The sequence below is a fragment of the uncultured Microbacterium sp. genome (assembly GCF_963524805.1).
In the GTDB taxonomy this organism is placed as follows: domain Bacteria; phylum Actinomycetota; class Actinomycetes; order Actinomycetales; family Microbacteriaceae; genus Microbacterium.
Map to the genome: position 1 here is coordinate 25,820 of NZ_CAURGG010000010.1, position 13,787 is coordinate 39,606.

Sequence of the window (13,787 nt, forward strand, 5' to 3'; positions counted from 1 at the left end):
ATGTCCGATACTCCGCGCGTGACGCCGAAAGCGCCGCTCGAGCCCGGCACGCGAGAGCCGCTCTCCGCGATCGACGTGCTGGCCTTCGTCTGCGAGATGTTCGCGTTCGTCACTCTGGCGATCTGGGGATTCGCGCTCTGGCCGTTCCCGTGGAACATCGTCGTCGGCATCGGCGCGCCCGTCGCGGCGATCCTCGTCTGGGCGCTGTTCGTGTCGCCGCGGGCTGTGCTCGCCGTGCACCCGTTCGTGCGCGCGGTCGTCGAATTGCTCGTGTACGTCTCGGCGACCGTTGCCTGGTGGAGCATGGGACTCACCTGGGTCGGACTGATCTTCGCCGCGGTCGCGGTGACAGCCGGCGTCCTGGCCGGGCGCCGCCGGTTCGCGTGAGCGGACCGCAGACCACACCTCCGCTTCCCGTGAGCGAGGATGCCGACGTCGTCGCCCTCCTGCGCGCGGCCCTGGGCGATCGCGTCGACACGACCGATGCCGCTCGTCACGATGCGCGCGCCGACAAGTCGGGGCATGCGGCATCCGGCATGCCTCTCGCGGTCGTCCATGCGGCATCGGTCTCGGATGTGCAGGAGACACTGCGCATCGCGACCGCGACCGGCACTCCGGTGGTCACGCGCGGGGCCGGGACGGGGCTGGCGGGCGGGGCGAACGCCGGGGCGGGTGAGATCGCGCTCTCGGTGCGCGGCATGCAGCGGATCGTCGAGGTGCGCCCGGACGACCTGCTCGCGGTCGTCGAGCCGGGCATCCTCAACGGCGACCTCAACGCGGCTCTTGCCGAGCAGGGTCTGTGGTGGGCGCCGGATCCGGCGAGTCGTGCGATCTCCACCGTGGGCGGCAACATCGCCACAGGCGCCGGCGGCCTGCTGTGCGCGAAGTACGGCGTCGTGCGCGACGCGGTGCTCGGCGTGGATCTGGTGCTCGCCGACGGCCGGCTGCTGAGGCTCGGGCATCGCACGGTCAAGGGAGTCACCGGGCTGGATCTCACCTCGCTGGTGATCGGCTCGGAGGGCACGCTCGGCGTCGTGGTGGGTGCCACGCTCAAGCTGCGGCGGCTCATTCCCGGAGAGGTATGCACCCTGGCGGCGACCTTCCCCGACGTTCGCACCGCGGCCGTCGCCTCTTCGGCGGTGACCGCCTCGGGCGCGCAGCCGGCGATCATGGAGCTGATGGATGCGGCATCCCTCGCCGCCGTCCACGCTCTGCTGCAGCTGGATCCGCCGACGGCCGGGGCCGCGCAGCTGACGATCCAGACCGACGGCCCGGCGGCGGGCGAGGAGGCCGAGCGGATCGCGGACGTTCTGCGATCCTCCGGAGGCACTGTCGCCGTCTCGCACGACCGGGAGGAGGGCGAACGCCTGCTGGCGATCCGCCGCTCGATGCATCCGGCGATGGAGACCCTCGGCACGACGCTCATCGAGGACGTGTCGGTGCCGCGCAGCGCACTGCCGGCGATGTTCGACGAGATCGCCCGGGTCGAGCGCGAGCACGGCGTCGTCATCCCCACCGTCGCGCACGCCGGTGACGGCAACCTGCACCCGAACTTCATCTTCGACGCCGTGCCCGATGAGGGCGGCGTGGTCGAGGTGCCCGACCACATCTGGGCCGCCGCCGATGATCTGTTCCGCGCCGCCCTGCGCCTGGGCGGGACCCTGACCGGCGAGCACGGCATCGGCGTCCTGAAGCGGCGGTGGCTCGTGGACGAGCTGGGCGGGGATCAGTGGGAGCTGCAGCGGCAGATCACGCGCGTGTTCGACCCCGCCGGCATCCTGAACCCGGGCAAGGTGTTCGCACCATGACGGCGGCGTGAGGGCATCGTGAGCGAGCGGCGGATCTTCGTCAGCGCCGCCGTGATCACGGATGCCGCCGGCCGCGTGCTGGTGGTGCGCAAGCACGGCACGTCGGTGTTCATGCAGCCGGGCGGCAAGCCCGAGGCCGGTGAGAGCGCCGCCGAGGCCCTGGCGCGGGAGCTTTACGAGGAGCTCGGGCTCGTGGTCGCCGCGGACGAGCTGGAGCCCCTCGGACGGTTCGAGTCCGATGCGGCCAACGAGCCCGGGCACCGGGTCGTCGCCGAGGCCTTCCGCACGACGGCGGAGCCGGGCGCCGTCGCCGTGCGCGCCGAGATCGCCGAGCTGCGGTGGATCACGCCCCCGGACGTGCCCACCATGGCACTCGCGCCGCTGAGCCTGGATCACCTGCTGGCGATCGCCTGGCCGTGACAGCCGGCATCGGGGGCTCGCTCAGCGGCCGGTGCTGCTGACCTTCTCGGCCTCGATCGTGATGATGACGCGCACCTGGTCCCGGCCCCCGTACCAGGGGTAGGGACGGCCGGTGTACTTCTGCGCCATGTGCTCGATGTGGTCCTCGCCGCCCTCCTTCGTGACGCTGATCGCCCGACCGCGGACCTGGTAGAACGCCCCGGGGCGGGCCGGGTCGCTGATCGCGACGGCGACCCGCGGATCACGGCGGAGGTTGCGGACCTTCAGATGCGTGTCGACGCTGTTGACGATGACGTGTTCGCCATCGGTGTCGACCCACACCTGGGTCAGCTGCGGTGAGCCGTCCTTCATGATCGTCGCGATGTAGCAGGTGCTCTTGGCGCGCAGCAGCGCGAGGAGGTCATCCGGAAGGGGCATGCTCCGACCCTACGTCGGTGCGTGGGAGCGGCGGGTCGTTACAGCCCCTGCCAGGCCGGCTTGTTCGCGAAGGCGTAGCGGTAGTACTCGCCGAAGCGCAGGTCGGACGCGGCAGCCTCGTCCAGCACGACCGTCGCGTGCGGGTGCAGCTGGATCGCGGATGCCGGCAGCGAGGCCGTGACCGGTCCCTCCACCGCCCCGGCGACCGCCTGCGCCTTGCCCGTGCCGAACGCGAGCAGGACCAGGTGCCGGGCGCGCAGGATCGTGCCGAGACCCTGCGTGATGCAGTGCCGCGGAACGTCGTCGACCGAGTCGAAGAACCGCGCGTTGTCCTCGCGGGTCTGTCCCGTCAGCGTCTTGACGCGGGTGAGTGACGCGAACGACGAACCCGGCTCGTTGAAGCCGATGTGCCCGTCCGTGCCGATCCCGAGGATCTGCAGGTCGACTCCGCCGGCGTCGGCGATCGCGCGCTCGTAGTCGTCTCCGGCATGCTCGATGCCCTCCAGGGCGCCGTTCGGCACCTCGACACGCGCCGGGTCCAGTCCGAGCGGCTCGACGACCTCGCGCGCGAGGACCGAGCGGTAGCTCTCGGGGTGCGCCGGGTCGAGTCCGACGTATTCGTCCAGCGCGAAGGCTCGCACTCGGGACACGTCGACGCCCGCCAACCGGGCGGGCAGTGCCTCGTACACCGGGACGGGGGTGGAGCCGGTGGCCAGGCCCAGCACCGCGTCGGGCTGCGCCCGCACGAGCCGGGCGATCTCGTCGGCGACGACGGCGCCGGCGGCCACGGCATCGGCGACGATGACGATCTCAGCCACGGGCCAGCGCTCCTCGATCCAGCGCCGCACCGATCAGGGCGGCACCGAGCGCAGCGGCGGGCGACCCGGCGGGGAGCAGCTCGACGCGCTGTTCGAGCCGCAGCGACCGCATGAACGGGGAGGCTTCGGCGCTCGCGGCGAGCTCGGCGCTGACGTCGGCCATCAATCGCGACCCGAGGGCGGTGATGCCTCCGCCGAGGATGACGGCGTCGACGTCGGCCGTCAGCACCAGCACCCGCACGGCCGCGGCGACACCCCGGGCCAGGCCCGCCCGCAGCTCGCCTGCCCGCGGATCGCCCGCCTCGGCGGCGTCGAAGACGTCCCGTACCGGCAGGGCGCCCGACCGCGCCCATCGCTCCGCGATGGCCCCGCCCCCTGCCAGTGCCTCGATGCATCCGTGCTGGCCGCACCGGCACAGCGGTCCGTTCGGGTCGATCGAGATGTGGCCGACCTCGCCGGCCGTGCCGCGGGCTCCCCGCCACAGCTCGCCGTCGGCGACGATGCCGGCGGCGATGCCGGTGCCGAGGTTGAGGTACGCCATCGAGCCCGATCCCTGGCCGTCGACCGAGAGGGGGAAGTGCAGGGCGTACGCCCCGAACGCCGCGGCGTTCACATCGTTCTCCACCCGCACGGGCACTCCGAGCGCGGGACCGACCGCAGCAGCGAGATCGAGCTCTTCGACGCCGAGGTTCACCGCGTGCACGACGCGCGCCGACCCCGGCTCGACCTGACCCGGGATGCCGATGCCCACGGAGTCGATTGGGCCGAACTCTGGAACCTGGGCGCCGAGGGAGCGCACCGCCTCCAGGACCGTCCGCACCACCGCGTCTGCTCCCCAGCCGGTGGGAAGGCGCAGCCGCGCCACGATCGTTCCGGCGGAGTCCACCGCGACGGCATCCGTCTTCGTTCCACCGATGTCGAGCCCGATCCTCATGGTCCGGCCTCCCCGCGGAGGATGGCACGCGCGCGCAGGGACATCAGCCCTTGACCGCCCCGGCGACCAGTCCACCGGTCATGCGGCCCTGGACGATCAGGAAGAAGATGACCACGGGGATCGCGATCAGCGTGGAGCCGGCCATGACGGCGCCCCAGTTGACCGACCCGGAGACCGAGGACGACTGGAAGGCGTTCAGCCACGTCGGCAGCGTCAGGTTGTAGCCCTTCATCAGCAGCAGCGCCATCGTGAACTCGTTCCAGGACTGGATGAACGCGAAGATGCCGGTCGCGACCAGGCCCGGCGCGAGCAGGGGGAAGGTCACCTTCCAGAACGCCTGCGACTTGGTGCACCCGTCGATCATGGCCGCTTCTTCGAGATCCGCGGGGACTCCCGCGACGAATCCGCGCAGCGTCCAGATCGTGAACGGGATCACGCTCGCGAGATAGACGATCCCCAGACCCAGCAGGGTGTTGATCAGCCGCCAGTCGTCGATCATCCCGTAAATCGTGAACATCATCGCTTCGCCGGGGATCATCTGCACGATCAGCACCGAGACGATGAAGACGCGGCGGCCTCGGAAGTGGAAGCGCGCGACGGCGATCGAGGCGAGGAAGGCGAACAGCAGCGTCGCGATGAGCACGCCGAGCGTCACGGTGATCGAGGTGGCGAGGGCGTGCGGGAAGTCGGTCTGGCCCTGCGCCGCCTCGCGCGTCCAGGCCGTGAGGTAGTTCTGGATCGTGAAGGACCAGGGGAAGAAGCTGGGGTCACGGCTGATGATCTGGTCGTTCGGGGTGAACGACATGTTCACCATCCAGTACACCGGGAACACCGACATCACGAAGACGAGCGCCGCGGCGACGTTGAGCATCGTGCGGGTGGCGACCCGCTTGCCGGAGGGCCGGCGGGCCTCGATCGACCGCCGCTTCGGAGCGTGGGGCTCGCCGCCCTCGCCCAGGACCTCCTCGACGCCGATGGTGCCGAGCTGGACGCCGGCGTTGATCTGAGTGCTCACAGCTCCTCCTCCTTGAGCGTGCTGCGGACGTAGCCCCACGACAGCGTGAGGAGGAGCACGACCATGACCACGCCGATGGCGGCGGTCGTGCCGAACTCGCCGATCCCCTGCCGGAACAGATAGGTCCCCAGCACGTTCGTCTCGGCGGCGATGCCTCCGCGGCTCTGCAGGGCGTACACCTGCGTGAAGATGCGCAGGTTCCAGATGATCTGCAGGACCAGGACCACGGTCAGCACGCTCCGCAGGTACGGGAAGACGATCAGGCCGAAGCGCTTCAGGCCGGTCGCACCGTCGAGCGATGCCGCCTCGAGGACTTCGCCGGGCACCTGGCCGAGCGCGGCGTACGTGGTGAACGCGACGAAGGGCACGGACTGCCAGACGATGATGATCGTGAGCACGAAGAAGAACGACCAGGGGTTGAGCAGCCAGGAGTGGTTCGTCCAGTCGCTCGTGCCGGTCATCGTGTTCAGCGCCCAGTTGACCACGCCGTACTGGGTGTCGAAGATCCAGCCCCACACGACGGTCGCCGTCAGCGGCGGCATCGCCCAGGCCAGGAGCAGCCCGACCGATACGACGATGCGCCAGGCGCGGCTCAGGCGCGTCATCAGGACGGCGACCAGGATGCCGAGAAGCATGTTCAGGGCGGTGAGCACCACCATGAGACCGAGGCTGCGCATGAGCACCGCGGGGAAGTCGGACTCGGAGAACAGGGCGATGTAGTTCTCGAACCACACGAAGTTCGGCGGCGTGCCCAGGACCTTGTTCTTCACGGTGTAGTCGGTGAAGGACTGGATCACCATGAGCACGGCGGGGTAGGCGACCATCACCCCGAGGATGATCAGCGAGGGGCCGAGCAGCGTCCAGGCGCCGCGGGCTTCGCGGCGGGAACGCTGTCGCTCGCGTGAGACGGGCGGGCGGGGCGCGGCGCGGCGTTCGGTCTTCGTCGACCGAACCGCGGTGGCGGTGTCGCTCATGTCCTCTCCTCTCAGAGATGTGGGCAGGACTGCGATGGCGGGGCAAGCCGGAGGGGTCCAGGCACATGACCCGGACCCCTCCAGGTGTACTACTTGTTGAGGATCGCCTCGATCGCCGCGTCGAGCTCGGCCGCGATCGCCGCGACGTCGCCGCCCTGGGCGATCTTGACCAGCGCGTCCGGAATGATCTGCGCCGCCTCGACCTCGGCCCAGTTGGGGCTGGTCGGGGTGAACTTCGAGTTCGCGAGGGCCTCGGCCTGCGCCTTGGCGATCGGGGTGTCGGGCAGGTACTGCGCTGCCGACTTGATGCCCGGGGTCAGACCCTGCTCGGCGAGCAGCTTCTGGTAGCCCTCGGAGAGCATGATCGTCAGGGCTGCCTTCGCCATATCCGGCGAGTCGCTCTTCGTCGCGACGGCGACGTTCGAGCCGCCCGCGAAGATCGGCGCGGTCTCGCCCGCCTTCATGCCCGGAAGCGCGAATGCGGCGAGGTCGGACCCGTAGGTGTCGGGGCATCCCTCGGAGACCTCTTCACCGGCCGCCTCGTCGCCCCACGGCCAGTCGCCCGTGATGTTGCCCGCGGCCCATGCCGGGCTGGAGAGGAATCCGACCTCGCCGGCGCAGAAGTCGATGTTGCCGAGACGCTCGTTGCCGTCGACGGGTGCGACCGACGCGTTCAGGTAGACGTCCTGGAGCTGCTCGAGGCCCGCGATGCTGTCGTCGCTCGCGAACTGCGCGTCCCACTCGTCGCCGTCCTGGACGGCGATCTCGCCGCCGTGGGCCCACACGTAGGGAAGAGCGTTGTACCAGTCCTTGCCGGGCGCGTAAATGCCCGACACCGTGTCGGTCTTCAGGGCGATGCCCTGCGCGACGTACTCGTCGAGCGTGGTCGGCAGGGTGTCGCCGACGATCTGCGGAGTGTAGAAGACGATGCGTCCACCCGCGTAGTACGGAGCAGCGTAGAGCGCGCCGTCGTAGGTGCCGGCATCCACCAGTCCCGACAGCAGATCGTCACCGCCCAGGTCGGCCTGGATGTCGGAGATGTCGAGGAACAGCCCGGCGTCGGCGAAGCCGAGCGCCTGCGTGTTGCCGACCTCGACGACATCGGGCGAATCGTTCGAGGACAGGGCTGCCGTGTAGGTGTCCGAGACATCGGCCCAGGTCTTCTCCTCGACGGTGAGGGTCCAGCCTTCGTTCTCGTCCTCGAACGTCTCCTTCAGGTAGTCGCGGGCCGTCTGCGGGGTGTCCGCGCCGACCAGCCACACCGTCAGATCGCCGGTCGCCGCCTCGCTGGGGGCGCTGCCGCTGCCACCTGCGCAGCCGGCGAGCACGACAGCGGAAGCGCCGACGAGCGCGAGGGCTCCGAGCTTCTTGTTCATGGTGTCTTCCTTCGTGTTTTCTCTTGGTGGTTCCGGCTGGTCGGGCGACCTGTCCGGGGCGTTCGTTTCACGCGAGGGGTCTAGGACACCCCGAGTTGTCCGGAGAGGACCATGACGGCCGCGCCGCGCAGGACGATGTCCTGGCCTTGCTCCGTCATCCGCACCCGGACGCCGTCGTGGAACTCGGCGAGCGTCCGTGCACGGAGGGTCTCGACGGTCGCCTGAGCGAGGGGTCCGTCGAGAAGTTCAGGGGGGCCGGAGAGGACGACCTCGGAGACATCGAGCACGCCGACGATCGGCGCCAGAGCGATGCCCAGCCGCTCTCCCGCATCGCGGAGGATGCCCGCACGCGTGTCGTCGTCGGATGCCGCGGCCAGCCGCGCCGTGAGCGCCGGCACGGCGAGCCATGCTTCGAGGCAGCCGACCTTGCCGCAGACGCAGACCGGCCCTCCGTCGGTTCCGACAGTGACGTGGCCGATCTCCCCTGCCGCGAAGTGCGCGCCGCGCATGGGCTGACCGGAGGCGAGCAGCCCCGAACCGACACCGCGGCCGACCTTGACCAGCAGCACGTCGTCGCCCGAGCCGCCGAAGGTGTACTCCGCCAGCACAGCGGCGTTGGCGTCGTTCGCGACGAGGACGGGCAGTCCGAGCGCGACCTCGAGAGCGCTCTGCAGGTCGAATCCCGCCCAGCGCAGGTTGGGCGCCGAGAGGATGACGCCGGCCTCGTTCACGATACCCGGAGTGCCGACGCCGATGCCCAGCACTGGCGCGTGGGCGTCGCCGACGAGATCCCGGGCAAGGCTCACCACCGCGGCGACCACGTCGCCGTCCGTGACCACGGGCACCTCGCGACGGGCGACGATGTCCCCGTCCAGAGTGAGGACCGCCCCGATGAACACGTCGCTTCCCGACAGATCGATGCCGACGATGCGGTGGCCGGCGCGGTCCAGGTCGACCAGGATGGCGGGCTTGCCCGGACCGGATGCCTCGCGAACGCCCATCTCCGCGACGAACCCGTCGGAGATCAGCTCGGCGATCAGGTCGGAGATCGTGACGCGCGTCAGGCCCGTCTCGCGCGACAGATCCGCGCGGCTCATCGCGCCCTGGTGGAAGAGCGTCTGCAGCAGCAGCGAGCGGTTGTGTCCGCGCGCCTGCTCGGGCAGGACTTTGCCTCCCTGACGCAGCGCGCGACCGGGTCCGAACGAGCGGCCGGCGGCCGCTGCGTGCGGCTGCGGCGGCTCGAGAGTGGAGGAGGCGGGACGGCCTTCCGCTGGTGACATGTTTGTTAGTACACCTTACGAACATTCCTCACGCAAGCGCTGGAGCGAATTTGAGCGGCGTGTTTACAAAACCGTTACATATCGTCCAGGCGCCCTCGGCGCGGACTCGGACGCGTGCTTCTTGCGGCATCCGTGATCGATCCGTTGCCCGACGCGGCATATGCGTCCCGTACCATGGAATCGACGTGCTGAGAACCGGGGGGTGAGCGCATGACGGATCTGGTCACCAGGCCGGGAGCCGACGAGGCGTCCGCCGATGCCCCGCACGACGCCCCCACTGCTCCCGTCGACGGCGCAGGCACCACTCCCCCGCTCGCCTGGGCGCCCGTTCAGCCGGCACCGCGAAAGCGTCATCTCGCGCTGTGGCTCGGCATCCCCGCCGGCATCGCCGCCGTAGCGCTCGTCGCATCCTCACTCGTGCTGATCGCGCCGGGAACCTCCGTCGCGGGCGTGCCGGTCGGCGGCCTGACGCCGGGTGCGGCCGCGGACGCCGTGCAGAAGCAGCTCGCCGAGACCACTGTCGTGCTCGTGGGCGCCGACGGCGACCCCGAGCTCACCGGCGCGGAGCTCGGTGCGTCGCTGGATGCCCGCGCACTGGCCGACCGAGCCTTCGGCGCGCGGCCCATGTGGAACATCACGACCTGGTTCGCCGATCCCACGAGCGCCGCCGTGCAGATCGACGCGGATGCCGCCACCGACGCGCTGCGCGCGGCAGCCCCCGACCTGTTCGTCGAGCCTGTCGACGCGACGATCGCCTTCGATGCGGGGACGGCGAGCTTCGTGGCGACTCCCGACGTGCCCGGCTCCGGCGTGGATGTCGAAGCCGTGCGCCTCGCACTGCAGGCGGCTCTGGCCGAGGGCGACACGCGCGTCGAGGTGGACGCCACGCCCGTCGAGGTGCCCGCGCTGACCTCGACCGTCACGGCGGACGCGAGCGTCGCCTCGCTGAACGGCATGCTCGATACCGCCGGCTTCTACGTCGGCGCCGAACGCACCGTTCCGCTCGACCGCGCGGTCGTGGCGTCGTGGCTCGCGGTCGAGCCGACCGGCGACGGAGCGTTCGCGATCACGGCTGACGCCGCGGCGATCCAGCCGGTGGTCGACGGCCTCGCCGCCCTGGTCGATCGTGCGCCGCAGGACGGCAGAGTCATCACCGACTCCGCCGGGGAGGTTCTCCGCGAAGAAGCGGCGGGAATCTCCGGTCGTGCTCTGGGCGACACCTCCAGCGTCGCATCCGACTTCGCCACCCAGCTGGCCACCGGCAACGGGGCGTTCGCGCTGCCCGTCACCGAGGTGGCACCGGAGATCACCACCCTGTTCCGACGCATCGAGGTGAACCTCAGCCAGCAGCAGGCGTACCTGTTCGAGAACGAGCAGGTCGTGCAGTCCTGGTACATCTCCTCCGGCAAGGAGGGGTTCGCCTCCAGCACCGGCAACTTCCGCATCCGCGCGAAGCTCGCCACGCAGAACATGGGCAACCGCGACCTCACCAAAGCCCCGTACTACTTCACGCCCGACGTGCCGTGGGTCATGTACTACAACGGCGACGAGGCTCTGCACGGCGCCTACTGGCACGACAACTTCGGCAACGTCATGAGCCACGGCTGCATCAACATGCCCGTGAGCGCCGCGGCGTTCGTGTACACCTGGGCGCCCATGGGCACCGAGGTGTCCGTGCACTATTGAGCCGGACCGGATCAATGCGAGCGCAGCCCGCGTTGATGCGGTCGCGGCTCAAGGTCGAGTAGGCGCGCCAGCGCCGTATCGAGACCTCAAGCGACCGGATGCGAGCGTGTCTCGATACGCTCGCTGGCGCTCGCTACTCGACAACCGGAGCATTGACGCGTGAGCGGGACGGATGCCGCAGCATCCGCCCCGCTTGCGTTGATACCGGGGCGTCAGCGGAGCGCGTCGACGATCTCGTTGAGGGTGCGCGAGGGGCGCATGATCGCTTCGACCAACTGCGGATCGGGGTGGTAGTACCCGCCGATTTCGACCGGAGAGCCCTGCACCGCCAGCAGTTCGCCGACGATGTCCTGCTCCTTGTCCGCGAGCGCCGCCGCGATCGGCGCGAAGATCTCCGCCAGCTCGGGGTCGGCGCTCTGACCGGCGAGCTCCTGAGCCCAGTACAGCGCGAGATAGAAGTGGCTTCCCCGGTTGTCGATCGTGCCGAGCGCGCGCCCCGGGGACTTGTCGTTCTCGAGGAACGTTCCGGTGGCGGCATCCAGAGTGTCGGCCAGCACCTGCGCCTTGACGTTGCCGGTGAAGTTCGCGAGGTGCTCGAGCGAGGCGGCGAGGGCGAAGAACTCCCCCAGCGAGTCCCAGCGCAGGTAGTCCTCGGCGACGAGCTGCTGGACGTGCTTGGGAGCAGACCCGCCGGCGCCCGTCTCGAACAGGCCGCCGCCGGAGAGCAGCGGAACGATGGAGAGCATCTTGGCGCTCGTTCCGACCTCGAGTATCGGGAAGAGGTCGGTGTTGTAGTCGCGCAGCACGTTGCCGGTCACCGAGATGGTGTCCTCGCCCTTGCGGAGTCGATCGAGCGAGTACTGGGTCGCCGCCGCCGGCGGAAGGATCTCGATCGTGAGCCCCTCGGTGTCGTGCTCAGCGATATAGGTCTTCACCTTCGCGATCAGCGCCGCGTCGTGGGAGCGCGCCTCATCGAGCCAGAAGACGGCGGGTGCGCCGCTCGCCCGCGCGCGAGTGACCGCGAGCTTCACCCAGTCGCGGATGGCGATGTCCTTGGTCTGCGTGGCACGCCAGATGTCCCCCGGCCGCACGTCGTGCTCGAGCAGCACGTCACCCTGCGCATCGACGACCTGCACGACGCCGGGCGCCGCGATCTCGAACGTCTTGTCGTGGCTCCCATACTCTTCCGCCGCCTGCGCCATCAGGCCGACGTTGGGCACCGAGCCGATCGTCGCGGGATCCAGCGGACCGTGCGCGTTGACGTCGTCGATCACCGTCTGGAAGACGCCGGCGTAGGAGGAGTCGGGGATCACGGCGAGCGTGTCGTCCTCGCCGCCGTCCACGCCCCACAGCTTGCCGCCGTTGCGGATGAGGGCCGGCATCGAGGCGTCCACGATCACGTCCGAGGGCACGTGCAGGTTGGTCAGGCCCTTGTCGGAGTTCGTGTACGACAGGCGGGGTCCGCGCGCCAGATCGGCTGTGATGGCCGCGGCGATCTCCTCGCCCCCCTCGACCGACGGCAGACCGGCGAGGATCGCTCCGAGTCCGTCATTGGGCGTCAGGCCGGCCTCGGCGATCTTGTCGCCGTACGTGTCGAAGACGTCCGCGAAGTACGCCTTCACGACGTGACCGAAGATGATCGGGTCGCTGACCTTCATCATCGTGGCCTTCAGGTGCACCGAGTACAGCACGTCGTCGGCGGCGGCATCCTTCAGCGTCTGCGCGAGGAACGCATCCAGCGCCGCGGCAGACAGGAACGTGGCGTCGATGATCTCGCCCGGCAGCACCTTCAGCCCGGACTTGAGCGGCGTCACCGTGCCGTCCGCAGCGACGTGCTGGATGGTGAGGACGTCGTCGGATGCCGAGACGAAGGACTTCTCGTTCGACTTGAAGTCATCGTGACCCATCGTCGCCACGCGCGTCTTCGAGCCGGCGGGAAAAGCCTTGTTGCGGTGCGGGTGCTTGCGCGCGTAGTTCTTGACCGCGAGCGGTGCGCGGCGGTCGCTGTTGCCCTCGCGCAGCACGGGGTTCACCGCGGAGCCCTTGATGCGGTCGTAGCGCGCCCGGATGTCCTTCTGCTCGAGCGTCTGAGCGTCGTCCGGGTAGTCCGGGATGTCGTAGCCCTGGCTCTGCAGCTCGGCGATCGCACCCTTGAGCTGAGGAATGGATGCCGAGATGTTCGGCAGCTTGATGATGTTGGCCTCGGGCAGCGTGGCCAGCCCCCCGAGCTCGGCCAGCGCGTCGCCCACCTGCTGCTCGGGCGAGAGATTCTGCGGGAACGCGGCCAGGATGCGCCCGGCCAGCGAGATGTCCCGCGTCTCGACATCCACCCCGGCCTGGCGGGTCACCGCCTTCACGATCGGCAGGAACGACGCTGTCGCCAGCGCCGGAGCCTCGTCGGTGTGGGTGTAGATGATGGTGGAGTCAGTCACCGGGAGATCTCCGTTCAGGTCGGGATTCCAGCCTATCGCAACGGCGAAAGTATCTTGACATCGAGATAGTTTGCTCAGGTGAACAGCGCGTTACGCAAGGACTCGGACGATGACGCCGGAGCCGATTCCCACTAGCCTGTGCTCATGGCTGAGCTGAAACTGGTCGAACTGTCCGCGACGACGATCGTCGCGGTCAACACGCTGGGCCTCAAGCCCGGCCAGGAGCAGTTCCTCGCCCCGGTGAGCTACGGCGTGGCCGCGACCGTCGTCAATCCGCAGACCACCTGGCAGCGGGTCGTCGTCGACGGCGACGAGGTCGTCGGCTTCGTGAGCGCCAACTTCGATCCGGAGGCGCACGAGCCGCACTTCCGCTCGGTGCTCTGGCGCATCAACGTCGACGCCGACGACCAGGGCCGGGGGGTCGGTCGCTTCGCCGTCGAGGAGCTCATCGAAGAGGCCCGCCGACGGGGGATGGACCACGTGGACGTCATCTACGAGGCCGGCGAGGGCGGCCCGGAGGCCTTCTTCACCCGCGTGGGCTTCACGCCCGTGAGCGAGACGGAGTACGGCGAGGTCATCGCCGAGATCCGGCTGTAGCCCGCCGCAAGCCGCGACGACGGATGCCGC

Annotated in this window: 13 protein-coding genes; 5 read left to right on the forward strand and 8 right to left on the reverse strand. The window is 69.6% G+C overall.

Features of this window, described 5'->3' with window-relative positions; all coding sequences use genetic code 11:
* Genes RWQ91_RS15435 through RWQ91_RS15445 form a run of 3 tightly spaced genes read left to right on the forward strand, consistent with a single transcriptional unit; the run spans nt 1 to nt 2,228 of the window.
* Nucleotides 1–387, forward strand: coding sequence for a YrdB family protein (locus RWQ91_RS15435; RefSeq protein ID WP_314507833.1), 387 nt, complete (start codon nt 1–3; stop codon nt 385–387).
* Nucleotides 384–1,808, forward strand: a complete 1,425-nt coding sequence (locus RWQ91_RS15440; protein ID WP_399546611.1) for an FAD-binding oxidoreductase — start codon at nt 384–386, stop codon at nt 1,806–1,808. Before RWQ91_RS15435 ends, RWQ91_RS15440 begins: the two co-directional genes overlap by 4 nt.
* 18 nt (nt 1,809–1,826) lie before the next feature.
* Nucleotides 1,827–2,228, forward strand: coding sequence for an NUDIX domain-containing protein (locus tag RWQ91_RS15445; protein ID WP_314507835.1), 402 nt, complete (start codon nt 1,827–1,829; stop codon nt 2,226–2,228).
* Nucleotides 2,229–2,249: 21 nt separating this feature from the next.
* Here the strand turns inward: RWQ91_RS15445 and RWQ91_RS15450 are convergent, their stop codons facing one another.
* From RWQ91_RS15450 to RWQ91_RS15480, 7 genes are all read right to left on the reverse strand, one after another.
* The gene (locus RWQ91_RS15450; RefSeq protein ID WP_314507838.1) at nt 2,250–2,645 is read right to left on the reverse strand and encodes a PPOX class F420-dependent oxidoreductase; all 396 of its coding nucleotides are present in this window, start codon (nt 2,643–2,645) and stop codon (nt 2,250–2,252) included.
* A gap of 38 nt (nt 2,646–2,683) precedes the next feature.
* The gene (locus RWQ91_RS15455; RefSeq protein WP_314507840.1) at nt 2,684–3,463 is read right to left on the reverse strand and encodes a glucosamine-6-phosphate deaminase; all 780 of its coding nucleotides are present in this window, start codon (nt 3,461–3,463) and stop codon (nt 2,684–2,686) included.
* A complete protein-coding gene (locus RWQ91_RS15460; protein ID WP_314507843.1) occupies nt 3,456–4,397 on the reverse strand; it encodes an ROK family protein in 942 nt (313 codons plus the stop codon). Before RWQ91_RS15460 ends, RWQ91_RS15455 begins: the two co-directional genes overlap by 8 nt.
* A gap of 43 nt (nt 4,398–4,440) precedes the next feature.
* The gene (locus RWQ91_RS15465) at nt 4,441–5,268 is read right to left on the reverse strand and encodes a carbohydrate ABC transporter permease (RefSeq protein ID WP_399546646.1); all 828 of its coding nucleotides are present in this window, start codon (nt 5,266–5,268) and stop codon (nt 4,441–4,443) included.
* Nucleotides 5,269–5,408: 140 nt separating this feature from the next.
* A complete protein-coding gene (locus RWQ91_RS15470) occupies nt 5,409–6,386 on the reverse strand; it encodes a sugar ABC transporter permease (protein WP_314507847.1) in 978 nt (325 codons plus the stop codon).
* An 89-nt stretch (nt 6,387–6,475) separates the two neighbouring features.
* A complete protein-coding gene (locus RWQ91_RS15475; RefSeq protein WP_314507849.1) occupies nt 6,476–7,762 on the reverse strand; it encodes an extracellular solute-binding protein in 1,287 nt (428 codons plus the stop codon).
* Between the two features lie 80 nt (nt 7,763–7,842).
* Nucleotides 7,843–9,042 (reverse strand): ROK family transcriptional regulator, encoded by a 1,200-nt coding sequence (locus RWQ91_RS15480; protein WP_314507852.1) that lies wholly within the window; start codon nt 9,040–9,042, stop codon nt 7,843–7,845.
* Between the two features lie 210 nt (nt 9,043–9,252).
* Between RWQ91_RS15480 and RWQ91_RS15485 the strand changes: the two genes are divergently transcribed.
* Nucleotides 9,253–10,728: a L,D-transpeptidase family protein gene (locus tag RWQ91_RS15485; protein ID WP_314507856.1), complete on the forward strand. Its 1,476-nt coding sequence runs from the start codon at nt 9,253–9,255 to the stop codon at nt 10,726–10,728.
* Between the two features lie 212 nt (nt 10,729–10,940).
* Here the strand turns inward: RWQ91_RS15485 and RWQ91_RS15490 are convergent, their stop codons facing one another.
* Nucleotides 10,941–13,160 carry an NADP-dependent isocitrate dehydrogenase gene (locus RWQ91_RS15490; RefSeq protein WP_314507858.1) on the reverse strand — a complete coding sequence of 740 codons (2,220 nt, stop codon included), beginning with the start codon at nt 13,158–13,160 and terminating at the stop codon, nt 10,941–10,943.
* Nucleotides 13,161–13,304: 144 nt separating this feature from the next.
* Here RWQ91_RS15490 and RWQ91_RS15495 point away from each other — a divergent pair, with 144 nt between their 5' ends.
* Nucleotides 13,305–13,757: a GNAT family N-acetyltransferase gene (locus tag RWQ91_RS15495; protein WP_314507860.1), complete on the forward strand. Its 453-nt coding sequence runs from the start codon at nt 13,305–13,307 to the stop codon at nt 13,755–13,757.
* Nucleotides 13,758–13,787 lie beyond the last annotated feature (30 nt).